Source organism: Streptomyces sp. CB02058 (assembly GCF_001905505.1).
Taxonomy (GTDB): domain Bacteria; phylum Actinomycetota; class Actinomycetes; order Streptomycetales; family Streptomycetaceae; genus Streptomyces.
Window position 1 is genome coordinate 1251264 of the sequence record NZ_LIPG01000003.1, and the last position, 23474, is coordinate 1274737.

Genomic DNA, 23474 nt, shown 5'->3' on the forward strand with positions numbered 1-23474 from the left:
GGCACCAATGGCACGGGTACGGATGACGACGAATCCGCTGCGGGCGGCGGCGGTCGCGCTGACGGTCGTGGCGGCCGTCGCCGCGGGATGGGGCGGCTGGTCGCGCTACGACGCCGCGCACGACGCATCGGCGGCCTACGCGCAGGCCCGCGACGACGCGCTGGCGGCGGGGGAGCAGGCCGTGCAGAACATGAACACGCTCGACCACGCGAAGCTCGCCGACGGGCTGGACAGCTGGGAGGACTCCACCACCGGCGACCTGCACCGGCAACTCGTCGACGGGCGCGACGCGTTCGTCAAGCAGATCGAGGAGGCCAGAACCGTCAGCACCGCCAAGGTCCTGTCCGGAGCGGTGACGGAGCTGGACGACCGGGCGGGCAAGGCCGGAGTGATGGTGGCGCTCCGGGTCACGGTGACCGCGCCCGAGGGAGAGCCCGCGGTCAAGGAGAGCCGAATGCTCGGGCAGCTCACCCGCACCTCCGAGGGGTGGAAGCTCAGCGCCCTCGGCCAGGCGCCCGTCGGCAACACCGGCGGCTGACCGCACCTGCCCTCCCCGCCCAGCGCCCCGCCTCCGAGAGGACCACCGCCATGTCGACCACCCGACACCTCGTCAACCGCCGCCGCAGGCTCGCCACCGTCGCCGCGGCCACCGCCCAGCCCCGGACGGCCACGGCCCCCGTGGAGGAGACGGAAGCCGAGTCACCCGAGGCCGTGGACCCGCCCCGGGCCGAGGAGGAACCACCGGCACAGGAGAAGGACGCCCCTCCGCGCAAGCGGCTGCCCCGCCTCCGCATCCGGCTGCCCGCCGTCCTCTGCGCCGCGACCCTGCTCCTCGGTGCCTTCGCCGCCTGGTCGTTCACCTCCGCCGGGACGCTGCGGGACGACCCGAGCCGGCAGAACACGGCGCTCACCGACATCGGCCGCACCAGCGAGGTCAAGGGACAGATCACCGAGGCCGTCGGCGCGGTCTTCTCCTACGACTACGCCTCGCCCGGGAAGGCGGACCTGGCCGCGAGGAAGTACCTGACGGGCAAGGCGGTCCAGCAGCACCAGGACATGCTCGCCGAGGTACGCGCACAGGCGCCCGAGCAGAAGCTCGTCCTCACCACGACCGTCACCCAGAGCGGGGTCGAGGTGCTCGACGGCGACCGCGCCCGGCTGCTGGTCTTCGCCGACCAGAGCAACACCCGTACCGGCAAGGAGGAGGAGACGACCTACGCGGCGGCCATGTTCGCCGTGGACGCAGTTCGCCGCGGTGACACCTGGCGGATCGCGGCCATCGATACGTTCGCGCGATGACCCAGGAGAGGGAGGACACATGAGGTTCGACGGAACCATGCGCCGCGGACTCACCGGCACGGCCACCGCGGTCGCCGCCATGGCGGCGCTCACCGCGTCCCAGGCCCCGGGCCTCGCACTCGGAGGCACCGCCGACAGCACGAAGAACGTGGCATCGGACGACGTCGTCTGGACCGAGGTGCCGAACGACGACAGCTACCACACCGAGCTGCCGCCCCTGGAGTCACCGGAGCCGCCGAAGACCACAGGGCGGAAACCGGCCCCCGCCGCCGCACGGTCCTGGGCGGAGGCGGGCATCCCGTCCACCGTCCTGGCCGCCTACCGCAACGCGGAGAGAGCCATCGGCCGCAGCGACCCCGGCTGCCGTCTGCCCTGGCAGTTACTCGCGGCCATCGGCAAGGTCGAGTCAGGCCACGCGAGCGGGGGACGGGTGGACACCGCGGGCACCACCCTCACACCGATCCTCGGCCCCGTGCTGAACGGCGCGGGCTTCGCCAACATCCCGGACACCGACGGCGGGGCCTACGACGGCGACACGCGCTACGACCGGGCCGTCGGCCCCATGCAGTTCATCCCCTCGACCTGGGCGCACTGGGGCGCGGACGGCAACGGCGACGGACGCAAGGACCCCGGCAACATCGTCGACGCGTCCCTCGCCGCCGGTCACTACCTGTGCGCCGGAACCCGCGACCTGTCCGTACGGGCGGACCTGGACCGGGCGATCCTCAGCTACAACCACTCGGACACCTATCTGCGTACGGTCCTGTCCTGGCTGGAGTTCTACCGCAAGGGCACCCACCCCGTCGCCGACGGAAAGGGCGTGATCCCGAAGAGCCCCGGTGCGGGAAGCCCCAACGAGCCGAAGGCCCCGGTCGGAGGACCGGGCAGCCCGAGCGATCCCGGGAAGGGCGGCGGCGGAATCATCGTCGGCCCTCAGCCCAGCGGCACACCGGGCCCCTCCGCCTCGCCGACCCCGTCGCCCTCGGGAACCGGCACTCCCGGCCCGAGCGGTACCCCGACACCCACGGACCCGGGCCCCGATCCCACCGAGACCACCACGCCCGATCCGACGACCAGTCCGGACCCCACCACGACCCCGGACCCGGAGCCCGGCACCACGGACCCCACCCCTGATCCGGAGCCCGGCACCACCGGTCCCGGCTGCCCCACACCCACCGCGGAGGCCGACCCCACGACGCCCACGGACGGGCCGACCGACGCTCCCTGCGCCACACCCGACCCCACCCCCGGCGCCTGAGGGGTCAGCCGGCGTCGAGCACCTCGGCCAGGTCGTACCGCACCACTTCCTCCAGCTGCGCATAGGTGCAGCCGGAGGGGGTGCGGTCCGGCCGCCACCGCCGGAACTGGGTCGTGTGACGGAAGCGGTCGCCCTCCATGTGGTCGTACGCCACCTCGCAGACCCGCTCCGGTGCGAGGGCCACCCAGGACAGGTCCTTCTTGCCCGACCAGCGGCTCGGAGCACCCGGCAGCCGTGATCCCTCGTGTGCCGTGGCATCCGCCCAGGCCGCCCACGGGTGGCCGGCGGGGTCGATGCGCAACGGGTCCAGCTCCTCGATCAGTTCGGCGCGCCGCTTCATCGGGAACGCCGCGCACACTCCCACGTGCTGGAGGGCGCCCCCGGAGTCGTACAGACCGAGCAGCAGGGAGCCGACCACGGGGCCGCTCTTGTGGAACCGGTAGCCCGCCACCACACAGTCGGCGGTCCGCTCGTGCTTGATCTTGTACATCGCGCGGGTGTCCGGCCGGTACGGCAGATCGAGCGGTTTGGCGACCACACCGTCCAGCCCCGCGCCCTCGTACCGCTCGAACCACTCCCGTGCGAGCGCCTGGTCCGTGGTGGACGGGGCGAGGTGGACGGGTGCCGACGCGCCCGCGAGCGCACCTTCCAGGACGGTTCGCCGTTCCGTCTGGACGGTGGCGAGAAGGGAGGCGTCGTCCAGGGCGAGGATGTCGAAGGCGACGAGACTCGCCGGGGTCCGCTCGGCCAGCATCCGCACCCGGGAATCGGCCGGGTGGATGCGCTCGCTCAGCCGGTCGAAGTCCAGCCGCCCCTCGTGCGGCAGGACGATCTCGCCGTCGATCACACAGCGCCGGGGCAGATTCTCCCGTACGGCGGTGACCACCTCGGGGAAGTAGCGGGTCAGGGGCTTCCCCGTCCGGCTTCCGATCACCACCTCGTCGCCGTCCCGGTGCACGATCGCCCGGAAGCCGTCCCACTTCGCCTCGTACTGCATCCCCGGGGGAATCGCGGACACGGACTTGGCGAGCATCGGCTTCACGGGAGGCATCACCGGCAGGTCCATGCCCCCGATTCTCGCCCACCGCACGGAGCACGTCCTCCGATATGCGGCATATGTGGTCCCGGCCTACGGTGTCCGACATGGGAGCAGGAGCAGCGGTGGAACTGGACGTGGACGGCCGGGCCGTCCGGCTGTCCAACCCGGACAAGGTGTACTTCCCGGAGAAGGGCTACACCAAGAAGGACGTGGCCGACTACTTCCTGGCCGTGGGGCCCGGAATCCTCCGCGCCCTGCGCGAGCGCCCCACCACTCTCCAGCGCTTCGTCGACGGGGTCCAGGGCGAGTTCTTCTACCAGAAGCGCGCACCCAGGAACCTCCCCGACTGGACCCCCACCGCCCGGATCGAGTTCCCCAGCGGCAGGCACGCCGACGAGATGTGCCCCACCGAACTCGGCGCGGTGCTGTGGGCCGCCAACCTCGGCACCCTGACCTTCCACCCCTGGCCGGTGCGCAGGGCCGACACCGACCACCCCGACGAGCTGCGCATCGACCTCGACCCGCAGCCCGGCACCGATTACAAGGACGCGGTACGGGCGGCCCACGAACTCCGCTCGGTCCTGGAGGAGAACGGACTGCGCGGCTGGCCCAAGACCTCCGGCGGGCGCGGCATCCATGTCTTCGTCCCCCTCGTCCCGGAGTGGACCTTCACCCAGGTCAGACGCTGCGCCATCGCCGTGGGGCGGGAGCTGGAGCGCCGGATGCCGGACCGGGTGACCACCGCCTGGTGGAAGGAGGAACGGGGCGAGCGGATCTTCGTCGACTACAACCAGACGGCCCGCGACCGCACGATCGCCTCCGCCTACTCCGTACGCCCCTTCCCGCACGCCCCGGTCTCCGCGCCGCTCCGCTGGGAGGAGATCGACGACGCGGAACCCCGTGACTTCGACCTGCGGAGCATGCCCGTGCGGTACGCCGAGGTGGGCGATCTGCACGCCGACATGGACGACCACGCCTTCCGGCTCGACCAGCTGCTCGAACTGGCGCGGCGGGACGAGCACGAGCACGAGCTCGGCGACCTGCCCTACCCGCCGGAGTACCCCAAGATGCCGGGCGAGCCCAAGCGCGTACAGCCCAGCCGGGCCCGCCGGGACGACGGCGACGGGGCATGAGCGAGCGGGCCGACGGCGGACACGGAGCCGAGGGCGAGCACGGGGCGCGGGGCGAGCACGAGGCGCAGGGCGAACCGGGAGCCCAGGGCGGGCGCTCGGCGCACGGGGCGCACGGGAGGCCGCCGACCCGGCGCGAGAAGTGGCAGACGTACAAGGACTCGCCCTTCTTCCCCGCGACGGTCCTGCTCTTCATCCTCGCGGCGGCGGCCGGGCTCTTCGCAGGTTCGTACACCTATGCGATGGCCAATCCGACGCCGCACCGCATCCCGGTCGCCGTCCTCGAAGGCTCCAGGACGCCCTACGCCGCCGAGTTCGTCAAGGAGATGGAGGAGGCGCTCGACGCCTCGCTCGAACTCCACAGGTACCCGGACATGGCACAGGCCGACGCGGCGATGAACGAGCAGAGGGTGTTCGCGATCCTGCGGAGCGAGGGCGACGGCGTGATGATGCAGGTCGCCGGAGCCTCCGGCGCCAGCGTCGCCCAGCTGCTGGGCGAGACCGGGGTGAAGGTGGCCGACACGATCGGTGTCCCGCTCACGGTCGAGGACGTCAAGCCGCTCCAGAAGGGCGACCCGCGCGGTCTCGCCCTCTTCTACATCTCGCTCGCCGCCGTCATCATCGGCTTCGTCGGAGCGATCCAGCTCAGCGTGCACGCCCGTGCCCTGCTCCCGATGGAGCGCATCCTGTTCACGCTCGGCTACGCGCTGCTCGGCGGCTTCGCCATCGCCGCCGTCGTGGACTGGGGGCTCGGCGCGCTCGATCTGCCGTTCGCCCAGTCCTGGCTCATCCTGGCGTTCACGATGTTCACGTCGGGCATGGTCTTCACGATGTTCAACACCCTCATGGGACGCTGGGCGATGATCCCGACCTGGGGTGTGATGGTGCTGCTGGGCAACCCCTCGTCCGGCGGCGCGGTGTCCTGGCCGCTGCTGCCCTCGCTCCTCGGACATATCGGGCGCTGGCTGCCGCCCGGCGCCTCGGTCAACGCCCAGCACACCGCCGTCTACTACCAGGGCCACCAGTACGTCTTCCCGTACCTGGTGCTGGCCGCCTGGGCACTGGTCTCCTGCACGGTCTTCTGGGTGTGGCGCCACCGGCACCCCGGAGGCCGCGACCGCGTGCCGGAGCACGCGGCCGCGGCTGACTGAGGCGTTTTCCGGAAGGCGCCGGTGCGCGCTCGGGGATTCGGGGCGTCCGATCAGAACCGGGGGACGCCGTCCCGCTGCTGGGCAGCCGGACGCCGTCCTGCTGTCGTGGCCGCTTCTGCCTTCCCCGCCTAAAGAGTATTTGCAAGATTATGATCAATTTTTGCGTCCGTACTGTACGGTGTGCATGTGAACAGAAAACTGGAAGACGTGGCGCGATACGCGGGTGTCAGCGAGGTGACGGCGCGACGGGCGCTCAACGGCAGCTCTCTGGTGGCACCGGCGACACGGGAGCGCGTGCTCAGGGCGCTCGACGTGCTCGGGGTGCCCCGTCCGTCGGAGCAGGACACGGATCGGAGCCTGCTGGTCGGTGTGGTGGTGCCCGACCTGAAGAATCCTGTGTTTCCTGCGTTCGCAGAGGCGATCTCCAGCCGTCTCAACAAGCGCGGCCTGGTGCCCGTGCTGTGCACGCGCACGTCCGACGGGGTCTCGGAGGCCAACTACATCGAGATGTTGCTGGCCCAGAATGTCGGCGGCATCGTCTTCATCGGCTCCAGCTACGCCGACGCCGGCCCGGTGCAGGGGGCGGCGCTGAGGGACCGCGGGGTGCCGCTGGTGCTGATCAACCCGGCCGACGAGAATGCGGATGCCGTGCAGATCAGCGCTGATGACGCCGATGCGGTGCACCAGGCCCTCACTCATCTGACCGGGATGGGGCACGAGCGGATCGGGCTGCTGGTAGGGCCGGTGGGGCACGTGCCCTCCGCGCGCAAACTGGCCGCGTTCGCCGCGTTCTTCAAGGCCCGTCAGGTGCCCTCGGAGGACTGGATGTCACTGGTCGGGCACGCCTTGTTCTCCATGGAGGCGGGCGTACTCACAGCCGGAAGACTCCTGCGGAACGGTGCGACAGCCATCGTTTGCGGAAGTGATGAACTGGCCCTGGGGGCGGTCCGGGGCGCCCGCAGGCAGGGCCTGGACGTACCGGGCGACGTCTCCGTGACCGGGTTCGACGACTCCCTGCTCATGGGGGCCGTCGACCCGCCGCTGACCACGTGCCGGCAGCCGGTGGAGCGCATGGCCGACGCGGCGATGGAAGCGCTGGTCATGCAGATGCAGGGGCAGCCCACGGAGCCCGGTATGACCCCGTTCCAGACCCAGCTCATTGTCCGGAACTCGACCGGACGCCCAGGTCACCGGTTCATCCGATAGGAATTTTGCAATGTGTCATTGACTTTTTACATGGATGACTTCTACCTTCTGCGTGTCAGCTGCACCCCGGTAGACGGGATCGGGAGAGTGCGGCATATCTCAGGAAGGCCGATCTGTCATGGCAGGTATGCAGAGCCGTCGCACGTTCATAGCCGCGGGCATCGCGTGTGCTCTCGTCGGGGGGCTGGCCGGTTGCGGCGGCTCCCCGGCCACGTCCAAGGACGGCGTCGTCACCATCACGGTCAACGGCATGCCGCCCAAGACGCAGCCGGTGGACCGCAAGTACTTCGAGGAGGACGTCAAGGCCTTCGAGAAGGAGCACCCGAAGATCAGGATCGATGCCCGTGAAGGGCAGATGGACCCCAAGACCTTCTCCGCCAAGCTCGCCGGCGGACAGCTCGAGGACGTCTACTACGTCTACTTCACCGACCCCGCGGGCCTCATCGCACGCCGCCAGGGCGCGGAAATCACCCAGTACGTCAAGGACATGCCGTACTACGACGACATCAAGAAGGACTACCTCAAGGTGTTCACCAGCCCCGACGGCGGCCTGTACGGCCTGCCGAACGGGCAGTACTCCCTGGGCCTGATCTACAACCGGGACCTGTTCAAGAAGGCCGGCCTCGACCCCGAGAAGCCGCCGACCACCTGGGAAGAGGTCCGCGCGGCCGCAAAGAGGATCACCGCGCTGGGCGACGGCACCGTCGGCTACGCCGACTACAGCAAGAACAACCAGGGCGGCTGGCACTTCACCTCCTGGGTCTACTCCCTGGGCGGGGACATCGCCCGGGAGGACAACGGCACGTGGAAGGCGGCCTTCGACGACGCCGCCGGACGCAAGGCGCTGCAGATGCTCCACGACATGCGCTGGACCGACAACTCCATGGGCACGCGCCAGCTCCTTCAGATCGACGACGTCCAGAAGATGATGGGCGCCGGCAAGCTCGGGATGTACATGGCCGGCCCGGACAACATCCCCACGATCGTCAAGCAGTTCGAGCGCAAGTACGAGGAGTACGGCGTCGCGGCCATGCCAGGCAAGGCGACTCTCGGCGGTGGCAACGGGTTCATGTTCAACCCCAAGGCATCCCCGGAGAAGATCAAGGCCGGCATCGAGTGGGTCCAGTGGAAGTACCTCAACCCCGAGCGCACCGAGTTCGAGGACAAGCGCGCCTCGAACAACGACGTTCCCATCGGTCTCCCACTCGACCGGTTGTTCACCGGTGAGGCCCAGGCCAAGCAGGACGTCGCGCACAACGAGTACGCCAACGTCCCCCAGGAGAACTACAAGCCCTTCATCGAAGGCAACGCGGAGACCGAGCAGAAGGTCGAGCCGCCGAACGCCCAGCAGATCTACGCCGTCCTGGACGGTGTGATGCAGGCGGTCCTGACCGACGAGGACGCCGACCTCGACAAGCTGCTCGCCGACGCCGCCAAGAAGGTCGACGGCATCCTCGCGACGGTCAAGTGACGTGACGGCACCGACCCTCACACGGGCCCCGGCGAAGGCCTCCCCGCAGCCGCAGAAGGACACCATGAAACAACCCGAGAGGCGTCGGCGCCGCATCCGCGAGAACCTGACCGCCTACGCCTTCCTCGGTTCCGGGCTGATCTGTTTCATCCTCTTCTCCTGGTATCCCATCGTCCGGGGCCTGCTCCTGGGCTTCCAGGAGGTCACCTTCGCCCAGCCCGCCACCTGGGTGGGCTGGGCGAACTACCAGCGCCTTTTCGACGATCCGCTGTTCGCCACCGCGTGGAAGAACACCGGCTACTTCACCCTCCTCGCGCTGGTCTTCGGCTTCGCTGCACCGTTGGCCACCGCTGTCGTCCTCAACGAGTTCCGCCACGCCCGGTCCTACCTGCGGATGACCGTCTACCTTCCGGTGATGCTTCCCCCGATCGTCACGATGCTGCTGTGGCGGTGGTTCTACGACCCGGGCCCGGGCCTGTTCAACACGGTCCTGGAGGTCTTCCACCTGCCGGCCCAGCAGTGGCTGGAATCGGCGAACCTCGCCCTGGTCTCCCTGGTCCTGGTCTCCACCTGGGCCAACATGGGCACCACCACCCTGATCTACCTCGCCGCCCTCGGGTCCATCCCGGGCGAGCTGTACGAGGCGGCCGAACTCGACGGAGCCTCCATCCGCCGGCGGCTGTGGCACGTGACCATCCCGCAGATGCGGTTCATCCTGATGATCACCCTGCTGCTACAGGTCATCGGCACCATGCAGGTCTTCGTCGAACCGTTCGTCCTGACCGGAGGCGGACCCAATGACGCCACCGTCACCGTCCTGCTCCTGCTCTACCGCTACGCCTTCGTCTACAACGACTTCGGCATGGCCAGCGCCATGAGCACCGTGCTGTTCATCGTCCTTGGCCTGTTCGCCGCGGTCTACCTGCGCCTGACCCGCAGCAAGGGCTGAAAGGAAGCACCATGTCCGCCCCTGCAGACCGCACCCTCATCGCACCCGCCGAGATGAACCGCCGCACCGGCCGGTACCTGTACCGCTTCGTGCTCATCCTGACGCTGGTCGGCTTCACGGTCGCGTTCGTCTTCCCGCTCTACTGGATGGCCAGCGGAGCACTGAAATCGTCCGCCGAACTGGCCGACCCCAACCCCACCCTGTGGCCGCACAGCTGGCACCCGGAGTCCTACACCGAGGCGTGGACCAACGTCGGCCTGGCCCAGTACTTCCTCAACACCCTGCTGCTGGCCGCCGGTGCCTGGCTCACGCAGCTCATCGTCGACGTCGCCGCCGCCTACGCCCTCTCAAGGCTCCGCCCCGTCCTGGGCAACGTCGTCCTGGGCATGATGCTGGCCACTCTCATGCTGCCGGTCTCCGCTCTGCTGGTCCCCACCTACCTGACGGTCACCGACGTGCCCCTCATCCACGTCAACCTGATCAACACCCCTTGGGCGATCTGGCTGCCGGCCTGCGCGAACGCGTTCAACATCTTCATCCTCAAGAGGTTCTTCGACCAGGTCCCCGGCGAACTGCTGGAGTCCGCCCGCCTGGACGGCGCAGGCCCCTCGCGGGTTCTGTGGTCGGTCATCCTCCCCCTGTCCCGCCCGGTCCTGGCCGTCGTGTCGATCTTCGCGGTCGTCGGCGTGTGGAAGGACTTCCTCTGGCCGATGCTGGTCCTGCCCGATCCCGCACGCCAGCCCATCACCGTGGCCCTCAACCGCCTGGCCGAGTTCATGCCCGCCAACCAGCTCCTCGCCGGCATGGTCATGGCCTCCATCCCGCTGCTGGTCATCTTCCTGATCTTCCAGCGGCACATCATCGCCGGTCTGACCGCAGGCAGCCTCAAGGGCTGAACTCCCCTGCCTCGCACCCTGTCCCGGCACGCAGCCTCCACCTTCTGACCGGCCGGTACACCCCTGCACGCCTTCACCGCACCGGCCACTCCTCAGCCGCCCGCCGGCCTTCGCCTGCCCTGCGGCACTCCCACCGGCACTCCCGCCGGTACCCCCAAGGGCCGCGCCGCCCCCGCACCGGAAGGACACACCGCTGTGTCGATCCACCGCCCCACCCCGCGCCCCAGGAACTCCGCCGCCGTAGCAGCCCTCCTCCTGGCTCTGACCGGCGCCGCCTCCTACACCTTGGCCGCACCGGCCCCCGCCCACGCCGCCACCGCCGTCCTGCAGGCCGAGACCGCCGTCCTCGCGGGCGGCGCCGAGGTGGAGAGCGAGCACGCCGGCTACACCGGAACCGGCTACGTCGGCGGCTACACCGACGCCAACAAGGGCAACGCCACCACCACCTACACCGTGCCGTCGCAGAACGCGGGCAGCGGGTCGGTGGAGATCCGCTACGCCAACGGCACCGGCTCGGCCAAGACCCTGACGCTGACGGCCGGTTCCGCCTCCGCGCAGGTCACCCTGCCGGCCACCAGTGGCTGGGCCGCCTGGTCCACCGTCGACGTGCCTGTCACCTTCACCCAGGGCGCCAACACCCTCGCGCTGAAGTTCACGGCCGCCGACAGCGGCAACGTCAACATCGACAGCCTCACCGCCACCACCCCCGAGACCTCCACGCAGCCCGGTCCCACCGACCCCTCCGAGGCCGAGGCCGCCGTCCTCGCGGGCGGCGCCGAGGTGGAGAGCGAGCACGCCGGTTACACCGGAACCGGCTACGTCGGCGGCCTGACCGACCTCAACAAGGGCCGCGCCTCGATCACCACCAGCGTCTCCTCCGCCTACGCCGGCTCGGGAACCGTGGCCGTCCGCTACGCCAACGGCACCGGCTCGGCCAAGACCCTGACGCTGACGGCGGGTACCGCCTCCGCGCAGGTCACCCTGCCGGCCACCAGTGGCTGGGCCGCCTGGTCCACCGTCGACGTGCCCGTCATCTTCACCCAGGGCGCCAACACCCTCGCGCTGAAGTTCACGGCCGCCGACAGCGGCAACGTCAACATCGACAGCCTCACCGCCACCACCCCGGCCAACGGCGGCGGAGGAGAAGGTGGCGGGGGCGACACCGACCCGTCCGGCGTGGGCGCCACCCTGCCCTTCACCACCTACGAGGCCGAAGACGGCACCTACAAGGGCACAGCCCTCAGCCCCGACCGCACCTACCTCACCCTCGCCTCGGAGGCCTCCGGCCGCGAGGCCGTCACACTGACCCAGACCGGCGACTACGTCGAAATCAAGCTCACCAAGCCCGCCAACGCCATCAACCTTCGCTACTCCCTCCCGGACAGCAGCGACGGCCGAGGCATCGACGCCACCCTCAGCGCCTACGCCGATGGCAAGGCCCTGACCGACCTCCAGCTCACCTCCCGCTACGCCTGGGTCTACGGCGCATACCCGTACACCAACAACCCCGGCGAGGGCCAGGGCCACCGCTTCTTCGACGAGACTCGCATCAACTTCGGCAAGACCCTGCCGGCCGGCACCGTCCTGCGCCTGCAGAAGGACGCCGGCGACACCGCCTCCTCCTACACCATCGACCTGATCGAGGCGGAGGAGACCGGCGTGGCCGCCACCCTGCCCAGCGGCTACGTCTCCGCCGCCGCCCTGGGCGTCGTGCCGGGCGAGCAGGACGTCACCACCGCCCTCAACAACGCGCTGAACACCGCCAAGAACCAGGGCAAGGGCCTGTTCCTCCCGGCCGGCACCTACAAGATCTCCGACCGCATCAACCTCTCCGGCGTGAAGCTGCGCGGCGCGGGCGTGTGGCACACGGTGCTACGCGGCACCGGCCTCAAGGGCGGCCTGTTCGGCCAGGGCGGCACCAGCACCGTCGAGAACCTGATGATCGACGGCGAGAACACCGTCCGCGACGACGCCGGCGGCCACGCCGCCTTCGAGGGCGACTTCGGAGCCGGGTCCCTCATCAAGAACGTGTGGGTCCAGCACACCAAGGTCGGCCTGTGGATCTCCGGCCCGACCACCGGCCTCGAAGCCAGCGACCTGCGCATCCGTAACACCTACGCCGACGGCGTGAACCTGCACGGCGCGGTGAAGGACACGGTCATCTCCAACAGCAGCATCCGAGGCACCGGCGACGATGCCCTGGCCATGTGGTCGGACGGAGCGGCGGTGACCAACAGCGCCTTCCGCGGCAACACCGTGCAGCTGCCCACCCTCGCCAACGGCGCCGCCGTCTACGGCGGCAGCGGCAACAGTGTGGAGAACAACCTCATCTCCGACACCGTCGTCGCCGCCGCAGGCATCACCGTCTCCACTCGCTTCGGCGAGCCCTTCAGCGGCACCACCACCGTCTCCGGCAACCTCCTGCGCCGCACCGGCAGCATGGAGGTCAACTGGAACGCCAAGCTCGGCGCCATCTGGCTCTACGCCGACCGCTACGACATCACTCAGCCGGTCGTCCTCAACAACAACACCGTCGAGGACTCCACCTACAGCGGCCTGCTCATCTCCTGGGAGAAGCAGGTCTCCGACCTGCGCGTGGACGGCCTGACCATCAACAGGACCGGTCACCACGGCATCGAGACCAACGCCGGCGGCAACGGCACCTTCTCCAACACCAAGATCACCGGTGCGGCCGCCGGAGCCCTCGACATCGCCGGCGGCTTCACCCTCCAGCGCGGAAGCGGCAACTCAGGCTGGTAACCCCGAACCGACCGCAGGCCCGGCCTTCCTCCCCGACCGGCCGGCCCGCGGTTCCCCGACCTCCAAAGACCCGCGGGCCGGGCCCCAGTCCCCGTCGGCCCGGCCCGCGCACTTGTTCCACCCCACTTCACGAAGGCAGGTCCCATGACCCCGCGCACCAACGACTGGTGGCGTCACGCAGCCATCTACCAGGTCTACCCGCGCAGCTTCGCCGACGGCAACGGCGACGGCATCGGCGATCTGGCGGGCGTGCGCTCCAGGCTGGAATACCTCCAGCGCCTGGGCATCGAGGCCATCTGGTTCTCCCCGTGGTACCTGACCCCGATGGCGGACGCCGGCTACGACGTCACCGACTTCCGCCGGATCGACCCCCGCTTCGGCACCCTCGCCGAAGCCGAGAAACTCATCACCGAGGCCCACGAGTACGGCATGCGCATCATCGTCGACGTCGTCCCCAACCATGTCTCCAACGAGCACGCCTGGTTCACCGCCGCCCTCGACGCCGCCCCCGGCTCACCCGAACGCGACCTGTTCTGGTTCCGCGAAGGCCGCGGAGCCGGCGGCGAGCTGCCCCCCAACGCCTGGCAGTCCATCTTCGGCGGCTCCGCCTGGACCCGCGTACCCGACGGCCAGTGGTACCTGCACCTCTTCGCCCCCGAACAGCCCGACCTCAACTGGCGCAACCCCCTGGTGCGCGCCGAGTACGAAGACATCCTGCGGTTCTGGTTCGACCGCGGCGTCGACGGCATCCGCGTCGACTCCGCCGCCATGTGCAGCAAGGACCCCGACCTGCCCGACTACGACCACACCGTCTTCCCCGACCCCCACCCCTACGTCGACCTCCACGAGAACCACGACATCTACCGCGGCTGGCGCGCCGTCGCCGACTCCTACGTCGAACCCCGCGCCCTGATCGGAGAGGTCTGGCTCGCCGACCCCGACCGCTTCGCCCAGTACCTGCGCGCCGACGAACTCCACTCCGCCTTCAACTTCGACTTCCTCGGCTGCAGCTGGGACGCCACCGCCCTGCGCACGGTCATCGACCAGACCCTGGCCGCCCACGCCGGCGTCGGAGCCCCCAGCACCTGGGTACTCTCCAACCACGACGTCACTCGCCACGTCACCCGCTACGGCCGCCCCGACACCAGCACCGCGGCCGGCATCCGTCAGTACAACCCTGTTGTCGACGAAGACCTCGGCCGCCGCCGCGCCCGCGCCGCCGCCCTGCTCACCATGGCCCTGCCCGGCGCCGTCTACATCTACCAGGGCGAGGAACTGGGCCTGCCCGAGGTCGAGGACATCCCCGCGGACCGCCGCGACGACCCCATCTACCACCGTACGAACGGCGAAGACCCCGGCCGTGACGGCTGCCGCGTCCCCCTGCCGTGGAGCGGCACCACCGAGCCCTACGGCTTCAGCCCCGAAGGCGCCGCGTCCCCCTGGCTCCCGCAGCCCGCTGCCTGGGCGCAGCTGACCGCGGCAGCCCAGGACGCCGACCCCGACTCCATGCTCACCCTCTACCGCCAGGCCCTCGCCCACCGCGCGGCCGAACCGGCCCTGGGGGACGGGCCCATGCAGTGGCTCGACTCCGCACCCGACATCGTCACCTTCAGCCGCGGCGAGAACTTCACCTGCATCGTCAACCTCTCCGACACCCCCGTCCAACTCCCCGACCACGCCCAGGTCCTCATCTCCTCCCAGCCGCTGAGCCAGGGCTTGCTGCCCGTCGACACCAGCGTCTGGTTCCGAACCGCCTAGGCCGCGTTCCAGGAACCGGGGTCCGTCTCTCGCCTCATGCCGTGATGATCTCGGCGTGGGGCGGGGGATCTTTTCGATGGAGGCGGCCATGAGGTCGTCGGACGCGACACCACCCGCGGCGAACACGAGGCCGTCACCGGAACCAGCATGGACCGTGACCTCACCTGGGTGGGCCGCCCGGGACTTCCCGGACGGCCCACCCAGCACACCAGCACCTTCCAACACACGCCCTGGGGCGAACCCGTCCCTACAACTCCTTGATCCGGATGTCGCGGTACGAGATCACGTCCGTGGTGCTGTGGACCTGGAGCCCGATGTAGCCGGAGGCGTAGCGCCGCCCGTCGGTGCCCGGGTCGTCGCCCCGCGGAGGCTCGAAGAGCTGCCCGCCGGTGTTGTCGAACTCGTTGATCAGGACACCGTTGCGGTAGACCGAGTAGTGCTGGTCGACCACCTTGACCTCGTAGTCGTTCCAGGTGCCCTTGGGAGTGACCCCGGCGCCGCCGAGGCCGACCCGGTCGAAGCCGTACAGGGACCCGGTCTTGTACATGTCGCCGTCGGGCCGGTCGTTGACCTGGATCTCATGGCCGTACTTGATGGCGACCCACTCCGGACGTGACTCCTCCGGGTGGTCGTGGACGTCCGGGAAGCGGACGAAGACCCCGCCGTTGGCGTTGCCGGCCCCGGGGGCGTCGTCGCGCCACTGGAGCTTCAGCGAGAAGTCCCCGTACTGCCGGGCCGGGAACCACAGCATCCCCATGCCGTCCACTGTGGTGGAGCTGGTGATCGAACCGTCCTCCGTGTTCAGCCCGAACTTCCCGCCGCCGACCTGCTCCCACTTGGCGAGCGAGGCGGCGGTGCCGTCGAAGAGCTTGCGGTAGCCCTCGTCCTGGCCCGGCTTGCCGATGCCGGACTGCTTGGCCGCCTTGTAGATCTTCTTGTGCTCACGGGTGTCGATGACCCCGTCGGCCAGCAGCTTGTCCAGGACCTTGTCGACGTGCTTGAGGAAGAGCGCGTGCGAGGACCAGTCCTTCTCGTCCTCGATGAGCTCGTTGACGGTGCAGCGGTTGCCGGTGATCCGGTTGGGAACACCGGTGTCCACCGTGCCGACGATGACCGTGAGCCGTACGTCGTACTCCGGGCAGTTGGGCGCGGGCACCCCGCCGCTCTCGGCGATGGTGAACGAGGACTGCTTCGCCTCCGAGGTGTTGCCCGCCTTGTCCGTCGCCCGGTGGGCGAAGGTGTGGCGGCCGACACGGTCGACGATCACGGGCGTGGTGTACGCGAGGTACGGGCCGCCGTCGAGGGAGTACTCGACCTTGTCCACACCGGAATCGGCGTCGGTCGCGGTGACCGTGGCCCTGGCGCTGGTGATGAACGCGCCGTCGGAGTTCTTGTCGCCCGTCACGGCGACCGAGGTCTCCGGCGGGGTCTTGTCCTGCGACGGCGGCTCGACGACGGTGAAGTCGACCGACTTCTCCGCGGCCGCGTTGCCCGACCTGTCGGTTGCGCGGTAGCGGACGGTGTGCGTCCCCACCTCGTGGACCATCACGGGCGCGGTGTACGGCTGCCAGGCTCCGTCGGCGCCGACGGCGTACTCGATGGTGTTGACGCCCGACCCGGTGTCGGACGCGGTCACGGTGACCGTGGCCATGCCGAGGTAGGCACCCGCGTCGTCCTTCTCGCCCGACACGGTCGCCGAGGTCTCGGGCGGGGTCTCGTCGTCCGTCGGCGGCGCGGCCACCGCGAAGTCGACGGACTTCTCGGCCGCCGCGTTGCCGGCTTTGTCCGTGGCGCGGTAGCGGACCGTGTGCGTCCCCACCTCGTTCACCACGACCGGTGCGGTGTACGGCTGCCAGGCTCCGGCGGCCCCGACGGCGTACTCGACGGTGTCGACGCCCGAACCCGCGTCGGTCGCGGCCACGGTGACGGTCGCCTGGCCGATGTACGCGCCGTCGGCGTTCTTGTCGCCGTCCACCGTCGCCGAGGTCTCGGGCGCCGCGGTGTCCTCACCGCCGCCGTCGTCCTCGGTCACGGTGAGGATTCCCTGCATGGAGCCGTGGCCGGGAATCGTGCAGTGGTAGAAGTACCGGCCGGGCGTGAGGGTGACCTCGACGCTGTGCTTGCCGCCCTCGCTGTCGCTCGGGTTGGCCAGGATGTTGACCGGTACGTCGTTGTTGAACTCCGGGTCCGACACGCTGAAGGTCAGTGTGTGCGGCATGCCCGTGGTGTTGCCCGTGGCGGTGCTGTTCTCGAAGACGATGGTCGCCGCGCCGGCCACAGCCGTCGTGGGCGCTGTCAGGTAGTGGTCGATGGGGTCGCCCGCGGTCCAGTTGAGGACCTGGTCGGCGGCTGCCGTCGACCGGTTGTCCTCCCGTCCGTACGCGGCTGTCGAGGTCAGTCCGAGGACCATCAGGAACGAGCCGAGCAGGGCGAGCCACCACCGGGCGGGCCCGTGCCGTCGTCGCGCGAGGAGCGAAGGGTGTCTCACTGCGCTGCCGCCTTCCTGGCCAGGTCTGCGGCGGCCGGGGTCGGACCGCCGCCCTTGTAGGTCACGCGCCACAGCGCGGACTTGGAGTCGGAGGTGAAGAAGCCACGCCCGTAGTCCAGGACGTAGAGCGAGCCGTCCGGGGCGAACTTCCAGTCCATGAGGTTGCGGATGCCGTCGGCGCCGACCGGGATGATCTTCTTCAGGGACTCGGCGTGCGTGGGCAGGCCGCCCTTGCCGACCGTCCTCGGGTCGGTGAGCACGGCGTGTCGCGGCTGGGTGTCGTCGTAGAAGTCACCCACGAACCACTTCCCGTCCCAGTACGAGGGCCACTTGGCCTCGCTCGTGCTCGACGCGTCGTAGCGGTAGACCGGGCCGTTCATCGTGGCCTGGCCGCCGCCCTTGAGCCAGGGCAGGAGCTGCTTCTGGTCGTCGACCTTGTAGCTCGGGACGCCGTTCGCGTCGCGCGGGTAGTCCACGCCGCCGCCCTGGGGCGAGTACCAGATGGTGTTCGACGTGACGGGAGGCAGCTTGACCAGACCGTCGTTGTTGGGCGACTCGTTCTTCGGGGCGTCGCAGTCGTACCAGCCGAGAGGCTTGGACGGGTCGGGCAGGTTGCGGTCCCGGTAGGGCTGCTTGTTGCCCATGCAGTACGGCCAGCCGTGGTTGCCGGCCTTGGTGATCGCCGCGAACGTGTCGTACTTCGCGGGACCCCAGGTCGTGCTCGGAGCGCCCGCGTCGGGGCCGACCCAGCCCGCGTACAGCGTGTCGGTCGACGTGTCGACGGAGATGCGCGCCGGGTTGCGGACGCCCATCACGTAGATCTCGCCGCGGGTCTTGCCGCCGCCCTCGTCCGGCTCCTTGCCGGTGAAGAGGTTGCCCTCGGGCAGGGTGTACGTGCCGTCGTCCTCGGGGTGGATGCGCAGGATCTTGCCGTTGAGGTTGTTGGTGTTGCCCGCGGTGCGCCGGGCGTCGGCGAACGACACGCCCTTGTAGTTCGGCTGCGGGTTGTTGCCCGAGTAACCGTCGCTGAAGCCGGACGAGTTGTTGTCACCCGTGGCGATGTAGAGATTGTCCTTCGAGTCCCACGCCATGCCGCCGCCCGCGTGGCAGCAGCTGTGGATCTGGACCGGCCAGTGCAGCAGCACCTTCTCGGACGCCAGGTCCAGCTTGTTCGTGGCGGGGTCGAAGGTGAAGCGCGAGACCTGGCGCACCGCCATCTGCTTGTCCCGGTCGATCTTCGCGTGCGGGGTGTAGTGCAGATAAACCCAGCCGTTGGTGGCGAAGTCCGGGTCCAGCTCGATGCCGAGCAGGCCCTCCTCGACCTTGACCAGCTCGTCGCCGCCGCCCTTGTTGCCGAAGACGCTCAGCTTGCCGGCCAGGGTGACCTTCCTGGTCGCGGGGTCGTACACATGGATCTCGCCCGAGCCCTTGCCGACGTCCGGGTCGTTCCAGTCGGTCACGACGGGCACGCTGCTGTCCGCGCCGCCGCGTCCGATGTAGAAGATCCGCCCGTCCTTCGCGGTGACGAGTCCGTGCGGCTCGCCGATCTGGTCGTTCTGTCCCGGCTGGTTGGGCTGGGTGAGCCGCTCGGCCGTGTAGTTGGAGTCGATGGTGGCCTTGCAGTCGGCCTGCGACAGCCTGCTCGTCCAGGCGAGCGCGCCGCGCAGATGGTCGCGGAAGTCGGTCTCGGCGAAGCTGCCGGCCGTACCGCCCATGGCGGTGTAGAAGGACCGGCCGCCGTCGTAGTCGCGGCACCAGGAGACCGGGTGGTCCCAGCCGTTGGCGCTCGCGCCCGGGGTGTACGTGGTCTCGCGCACCCGGGCCACGGTGTGGACGTCGCCGGACGGGTTGTCCTTCCAGTTCAGCCAGGTGTCCGGGCGCTTCCACTCCAGCGGGAGGTTCTTCGTCGCAGGGTGCTGCCGGTCGCCGATCTCCACGGTGGCGCGCTGGACGTTCTTCGGGCTGTCCGCCGCCGGACGCGCGCCGACCAGTCCGGTGAACCAGTCGGAGTACGGTTCGGTGCGCGCCGCGTCGTGGATGCCCAGGAAGCCGCCGCCGGCCTCCATGTAGGCCTCCAGGCCCGCCTCCTGCTCGGGGTCGAGCACATCGCCGCCGCCGGTCAGGAAGACGACCGCGTTGTACTTGCCGAGCTGCTTGCCGTTGGTGAAGACCGCGGCGTCGTCGGTGGCGACGGTCTTGAAGCGCCCCGCCTCCGGCCCGCTGAGTCCGATCTTCTCGATGGCCGCGATACCCGCGTCCACCGTCGGCGACTCCTCGCCCGCCGACGCGTGGAACACCAGGACCCTGACGTTGGCCCCGCCGGGCGGCGTGGGCAGGGACAACGTTGTCGCCACCCGCTCCTTCAGCCCCGGATCGGGATAGGGACTGGCGGTGGCCGCGTTGCCGCCGAGCAGGGACGCGGTCAAGGCGCCTGCCGCCACGGCCGCCGCGACGCCGCGACGCGATCTGGACCTGTGATGTGGTGTGCGCTGCATGTGGTCACCCACCCCTCTTGGTCGCTTCTCCGGTCACTTCTCTCTCATCGCACCTCTGAGCTCACTGCGACAGCGCACGAAGCTAGACCTCTTTTCGCGGCACGCCAATAGCTAAAGCAGCAATCGGACGAACTTTGTCCTGAGTGTGGATAAACGCTGGCCCCCCGGCTACGGTGTGGGCCGTCCGAGGCAGCAGTGCGTCAGTTTCCTTCTCGCAGTGGGGAGTTCGACATGGACCGAAGGACCTTCAACCGCCGGATGCTCGTGGGTGGAGGGGTGGCGGCAGCTACCGGCGTGACATCGATGTCGCTCGGCGCGGTGCAGGCCACCTCCGCGGAGAACCCGGCGAAGACCGCCCCCGCCGGAGGGGCCGTGCGCCATCTCAAGCTGTACGCGGAGAAGCTGGCGGACGGTCAGCTCGGCTACGGGCTGGAGAAGGGCAAGGCGTCGGTCCCCGGGCCGCTCATCGAGATCACCGAGGGCGACACGCTGCACATCGAGTTCGAGAACACCACAGACGTCGACGCCAGCCTCCATGTGCACGGCGTCGACTACGACATCGCGAGCGACGGCACCCGCATGAACCGCAGCCATGTCGAACCCGGCGGCACCCGTACGTACACCTGGCGCACCCACGCCCCGGGCCGCCGCAAGGACGGCACCTGGCAGGCGGGCAGCGCGGGCTACTGGCACTACCACGACCACGTCGTGGGCACCGACCACGGCACGGGCGGCATCCGCAAGGGGCTGTACGGGCCTCTCGTCGTGCGCCGCAAGGGCGACGTCCTGCCGGACAAGACGATCACGATCGTCTTCAACGACATGACGATCAACAACAAGGCCGCCCACGAGAGCCCGAACTTCGAGGCCACCGTGGGTGATCGCGTCGAGGTCGTCATGATCACGCACGGCGAGTACTACCACACGTTCCACATCCACGGGCACCGCTGGGCGGACAACAGGACCGGTCTGCTCACCGGCCCCGACGACCCCAGCCGCGTCGTCGACACGAAGATCTGCGGCCCCGCCGACTCCTTCGGCTTCCAGATCATCGCGGGCGAACACGTGGGAGCCGGCGCCTGGATGTACCACTGCCACGTCCAGAGCCACTCCGACATGGGCATGGCCGGACTGCTGCTGGTCGCCAAGGCCGACGGCACGGTCCCGGGATACGACCCGCCGCACCACGCGGCGGGCGCGGAGGAGACGCACGAGCACTGAGCCCGCGCCGGGGTCAGACCTCGGCGGCGAGCCGCAGCTGCTCCTCCTCGACGATGCGCCGTGCGAGGTCCCCGTCCGACACGTCCACCGCGTCGGGCGTGGCCTCGGCGACATCGCTGCGCCGCGCGTACGCGTCGAAGAGCCGGTCCTTGCGGGCCAGGATGTCCAGCATCCGCTGGTCCACACTGTCCGCCGCGAGGAGCCGGTGCACCTGCACGGTCCGTATCTGCCCCATGCGGTGCGCCCTGGCGACCGCCTGGTGCTCCATCGTCGGCTTGATCTGCGGCTCGCAGAGGATCACGACCGAAGCGGCCTGGATGTTGAGGCCGACGCCGCCGGCCTGTATCTGGCTCAGCAGCACCGCGTGACCGTCCACCGCGCCGAACGCGTCGACCAGCTCCTGGCGGCGCGCGGCCGGGAGGGAGCCGGAGACGGGGCCGAACACCCCGTCGCCCAGGGCCTCCTGGACAGTGCCGAGCACCTCGCGGAAGTACGAGAACACCACGACCTTGAGCCCGTTCTCCTCGGCCTCCGCGACGAGCTCGCGCAGCCGGTTCAGCTTCGCCGACGTCTCGGGACGGTCGTACGCGGCGCGGCGCATCCGCATGAAGTGCCCCGACCCGACCGCCTCGCGGTACGCCTCCAGATCGGCGGGGGAGAACTCCTCCCACTCGTCCGCCTGCACCAGCGCGGGCAGTTCACCGAGGACGTCGTCCTGGTTGCGGCGCAGATAGGCGGGGGCCACGGCCCTGCGGAACGCGTGCGAGCCGGCGACGCCGTGCGTGGACGTCACCAGCGGAGCCAGCTCGGGCCGCAGCTGGCGCACCAGGCTCCGGAACTCCTCGACCCGGTTCTCCATCGGGGTGCCGGTCAGGAACAGCACGCGCTCGGTGTGCTCCGTCCAGCCGCTCACGGCCCGGGCGCGCCGGGTCGCGGGGTTCTTCACGAAGTGGGCCTCGTCCACCACCACCATGCCGGGCCTGACCTCGCACGCCGGGCCGTCCGGCAGCGTGGACAGCACGTCGAAGGTGGTCACGGCGACCCCGCCCCGCTCCCGCCACTCGCCGAACGCCTCCTGCCGCTCCGGACCGTGCACCGGCACGGCCCGCAGGGTGGAGCGGGCGGCCACCTCCCGCCGCCAGTTGATCAGGACGCTCGCCGGGCACACCACCAGGAAGTGCGTCTCGCCCTTCGCCGCGAGATGGGCCAGCGCGGCGATGGCCTGCACGGTCTTGCCGAGCCCCATCTCGTCCCCGAGCACCACCCGCTTCTGGGCCAGCGCGAAGCGTGCGCCGAAGGACTGGTAGCCGCGCAGCGACACACGCAGACAGGTGTCGTCGAGCCGCAGTCCGCGCACCCGGTCGGCGATTCCCGCGGGCAGGAACCCCTCGGCCGCGTCCCGGTCGGGCCCGCTGCCGGACAGTTCGGCCAGCAGGCTGTAGTACTCGGCGGACCGCAGCTCGAAGTCGACCCACGCCTCCGCCTCCGACGCGGGCTCCCGCAGCAGGTCGACGGACGCCTGCCCGAAGAGCATCGGCAGCCCGCGCTCGGCGGCGTCCCGCGTCACCGCCCGTACGGACGCCACGGCGGCCAGCGTCCGGGCGGCGGCCGTCCGGCCCGTGAACAGCATCCGCAGCCTGCTCCGCGCCGGGGCTGCCCCGGCGAGCAGCGGTTCCAGCTCCTCGGCCAGGCGGCGGGCGGCGTCGGCGGCCCTGCGCACGTCCGGGCCGCCCTCCACCAGCCGGTGCAGGGCGACGAGCAGCGCGGTGGTGGCCGCGTCCGCCGCGTCCATGTCTATCCGCACGGCCACGGTGTCCCGGACGGCGTGCGCGATCTGGCGGGCGGCGGCCAGCGCCTGGTCCGCCGTGTGCGCGCCCACACCGGGGATCTCGCGGAGTTCGTAGCGCCCGGCTCCGTGGACCGTGCCGACCGTCGCGTAACCCGCCTGCTCCAGCGCGCCGAGCCGCAGCCTGCCCTCCGTGACGTCCGCCAGCCGGGACACGGGGATGGACGCCAGCTCCCGGGCGACCAGCGAGTCCAGCAGAGGGGCGAGCGTGGTGTGCGCGGCCTCGACGGCACGGCGGTGGTCGTCCAGCACCGCCCGGGCGGTTCCGGCGAGTTCCCGGGCGCCGTCGAGCAGCTCGCGTGCGGCTCTTCCCGTGGGCGCCCGGCCCGTGGGTCCGGCCTGAGTCATGTACGTCCTTCTGTCCCCCGCGACCGCGCTCCGCCGGCGCCGCGGCCCAACCACGACCGGAGCCATCGTCCCATGCGTCCCGCTCCGCCCCGCGCAGCGGCGAACTGCGGTTGTCGGTGCCTGCTGCAAGACTCGGAAGGAGCGACATCTCCATGTCCG

General features: G+C 70.0%; 16 protein-coding genes. 12 read left to right on the top strand and 4 right to left on the bottom strand.

Features of this window, described 5'->3' with window-relative positions:
- Positions 1-7 precede the first annotated feature (7 nt).
- The 3 genes from AMK10_RS18955 to AMK10_RS18965 are packed head-to-tail and all read left to right on the top strand — an operon-like array spanning position 8 to position 2557.
- A complete protein-coding gene (locus AMK10_RS18955; RefSeq protein ID WP_073748982.1) occupies positions 8-538 on the top strand; it encodes a nuclear transport factor 2 family protein in 531 nt (176 codons plus the stop codon).
- Positions 539-588: 50 nt separating this feature from the next.
- Positions 589-1299, top strand: coding sequence for a hypothetical protein (locus AMK10_RS18960; RefSeq protein WP_073748983.1), 711 nt, complete (start codon positions 589-591; stop codon positions 1297-1299).
- A 19-nt stretch (positions 1300-1318) separates the two neighbouring features.
- Positions 1319-2557, top strand: a complete 1239-nt coding sequence (locus AMK10_RS18965) for a lytic transglycosylase domain-containing protein (protein ID WP_073748984.1) — start codon at positions 1319-1321, stop codon at positions 2555-2557.
- Between the two features lie 4 nt (positions 2558-2561).
- Here the strand turns inward: AMK10_RS18965 and AMK10_RS18970 are convergent, their stop codons facing one another.
- Positions 2562-3623 (bottom strand): ATP-dependent DNA ligase, encoded by a 1062-nt coding sequence (locus AMK10_RS18970; protein ID WP_073748985.1) that lies wholly within the window; start codon positions 3621-3623, stop codon positions 2562-2564.
- A gap of 95 nt (positions 3624-3718) precedes the next feature.
- Here AMK10_RS18970 and ligD point away from each other — a divergent pair, with 95 nt between their 5' ends.
- The 8 genes from ligD to AMK10_RS19010 all read left to right on the top strand — a co-directional run bounded on the left by ligD (position 3719) and on the right by AMK10_RS19010 (position 14917).
- The gene (gene ligD, locus AMK10_RS18975; RefSeq protein ID WP_073748986.1) at positions 3719-4729 is read left to right on the top strand and encodes a non-homologous end-joining DNA ligase; all 1011 of its coding nucleotides are present in this window, start codon (positions 3719-3721) and stop codon (positions 4727-4729) included.
- Positions 4726-5877, top strand: coding sequence for an ABC transporter permease (locus AMK10_RS18980; RefSeq protein ID WP_241839580.1), 1152 nt, complete (start codon positions 4726-4728; stop codon positions 5875-5877). Before ligD ends, AMK10_RS18980 begins: the two co-directional genes overlap by 4 nt.
- Before the next feature lie 186 nt (positions 5878-6063).
- On the top strand, positions 6064-7083 hold the full coding sequence (locus tag AMK10_RS18985) for a LacI family DNA-binding transcriptional regulator (protein WP_073748987.1): 1020 nt from the start codon (positions 6064-6066) through the stop codon (positions 7081-7083).
- 118 nt (positions 7084-7201) lie between these two features.
- Positions 7202-8554: an ABC transporter substrate-binding protein gene (locus AMK10_RS18990; protein WP_073748988.1), complete on the top strand. Its 1353-nt coding sequence runs from the start codon at positions 7202-7204 to the stop codon at positions 8552-8554.
- 64 nt (positions 8555-8618) lie between these two features.
- Positions 8619-9503 carry a carbohydrate ABC transporter permease gene (locus tag AMK10_RS18995; protein WP_073749344.1) on the top strand — a complete coding sequence of 295 codons (885 nt, stop codon included), beginning with the start codon at positions 8619-8621 and terminating at the stop codon, positions 9501-9503.
- An 11-nt stretch (positions 9504-9514) separates the two neighbouring features.
- The gene (locus AMK10_RS19000; RefSeq protein ID WP_073748989.1) at positions 9515-10399 is read left to right on the top strand and encodes a carbohydrate ABC transporter permease; all 885 of its coding nucleotides are present in this window, start codon (positions 9515-9517) and stop codon (positions 10397-10399) included.
- A 195-nt stretch (positions 10400-10594) separates the two neighbouring features.
- A complete protein-coding gene (locus tag AMK10_RS19005) occupies positions 10595-13159 on the top strand; it encodes a carbohydrate-binding protein (RefSeq protein WP_073748990.1) in 2565 nt (854 codons plus the stop codon).
- A gap of 144 nt (positions 13160-13303) precedes the next feature.
- Complete coding sequence (locus AMK10_RS19010) at positions 13304-14917, top strand: glycoside hydrolase family 13 protein (protein ID WP_073748991.1); 1614 nt, start codon at positions 13304-13306, stop codon at positions 14915-14917.
- Between the two features lie 247 nt (positions 14918-15164).
- On the opposite strand, the gene AMK10_RS19015 is transcribed toward AMK10_RS19010, so the two are convergent.
- A complete protein-coding gene (locus AMK10_RS19015; RefSeq protein ID WP_073748992.1) occupies positions 15165-17405 on the bottom strand; it encodes an OmpL47-type beta-barrel domain-containing protein in 2241 nt (746 codons plus the stop codon).
- Positions 17402-19900 carry a ThuA domain-containing protein gene (locus AMK10_RS19020; protein WP_241839581.1) on the bottom strand — a complete coding sequence of 833 codons (2499 nt, stop codon included), beginning with the start codon at positions 19898-19900 and terminating at the stop codon, positions 17402-17404. The genes AMK10_RS19015 and AMK10_RS19020 overlap by 4 nt, the downstream gene beginning before the upstream one ends.
- A 231-nt stretch (positions 19901-20131) precedes the next feature.
- Between AMK10_RS19020 and AMK10_RS19025 the strand changes: the two genes are divergently transcribed.
- On the top strand, positions 20132-21121 hold the full coding sequence (locus AMK10_RS19025) for a multicopper oxidase domain-containing protein (protein WP_073748994.1): 990 nt from the start codon (positions 20132-20134) through the stop codon (positions 21119-21121).
- Between the two features lie 13 nt (positions 21122-21134).
- Here AMK10_RS19025 and AMK10_RS19030 read toward each other — a convergent pair whose 3' ends face one another.
- A complete protein-coding gene (locus AMK10_RS19030) occupies positions 21135-23315 on the bottom strand; it encodes a DEAD/DEAH box helicase (protein WP_073748995.1) in 2181 nt (726 codons plus the stop codon).
- Positions 23316-23474 lie beyond the last annotated feature (159 nt).

Coding starts and splice junctions, on each gene's coding strand:
- AMK10_RS18965 (WP_073748984.1), top strand. CDS start 1,319: ATGAGGTTCGACGGAACCATGCGCCGCGGACTCACCGGCACGGCCACC.
- AMK10_RS19030 (WP_073748995.1), bottom strand. CDS start 23,315: ATGACTCAGGCCGGACCCACGGGCCGGGCGCCCACGGGAAGAGCCGCA.
- AMK10_RS19010 (WP_073748991.1), top strand. CDS start 13,304: ATGACCCCGCGCACCAACGACTGGTGGCGTCACGCAGCCATCTACCAG.
- AMK10_RS18955 (WP_073748982.1), top strand. CDS start 8: ATGGCACGGGTACGGATGACGACGAATCCGCTGCGGGCGGCGGCGGTC.
- AMK10_RS18960 (WP_073748983.1), top strand. CDS start 589: ATGTCGACCACCCGACACCTCGTCAACCGCCGCCGCAGGCTCGCCACC.
- AMK10_RS18980 (WP_241839580.1), top strand. CDS start 4,726: ATGAGCGAGCGGGCCGACGGCGGACACGGAGCCGAGGGCGAGCACGGG.
- AMK10_RS18995 (WP_073749344.1), top strand. CDS start 8,619: ATGAAACAACCCGAGAGGCGTCGGCGCCGCATCCGCGAGAACCTGACC.
- AMK10_RS19000 (WP_073748989.1), top strand. CDS start 9,515: ATGTCCGCCCCTGCAGACCGCACCCTCATCGCACCCGCCGAGATGAAC.
- AMK10_RS18990 (WP_073748988.1), top strand. CDS start 7,202: ATGGCAGGTATGCAGAGCCGTCGCACGTTCATAGCCGCGGGCATCGCG.
- AMK10_RS19020 (WP_241839581.1), bottom strand. CDS start 19,900: ATGCAGCGCACACCACATCACAGGTCCAGATCGCGTCGCGGCGTCGCG.
- AMK10_RS19025 (WP_073748994.1), top strand. CDS start 20,132: ATGGACCGAAGGACCTTCAACCGCCGGATGCTCGTGGGTGGAGGGGTG.
- AMK10_RS18970 (WP_073748985.1), bottom strand. CDS start 3,623: ATGGACCTGCCGGTGATGCCTCCCGTGAAGCCGATGCTCGCCAAGTCC.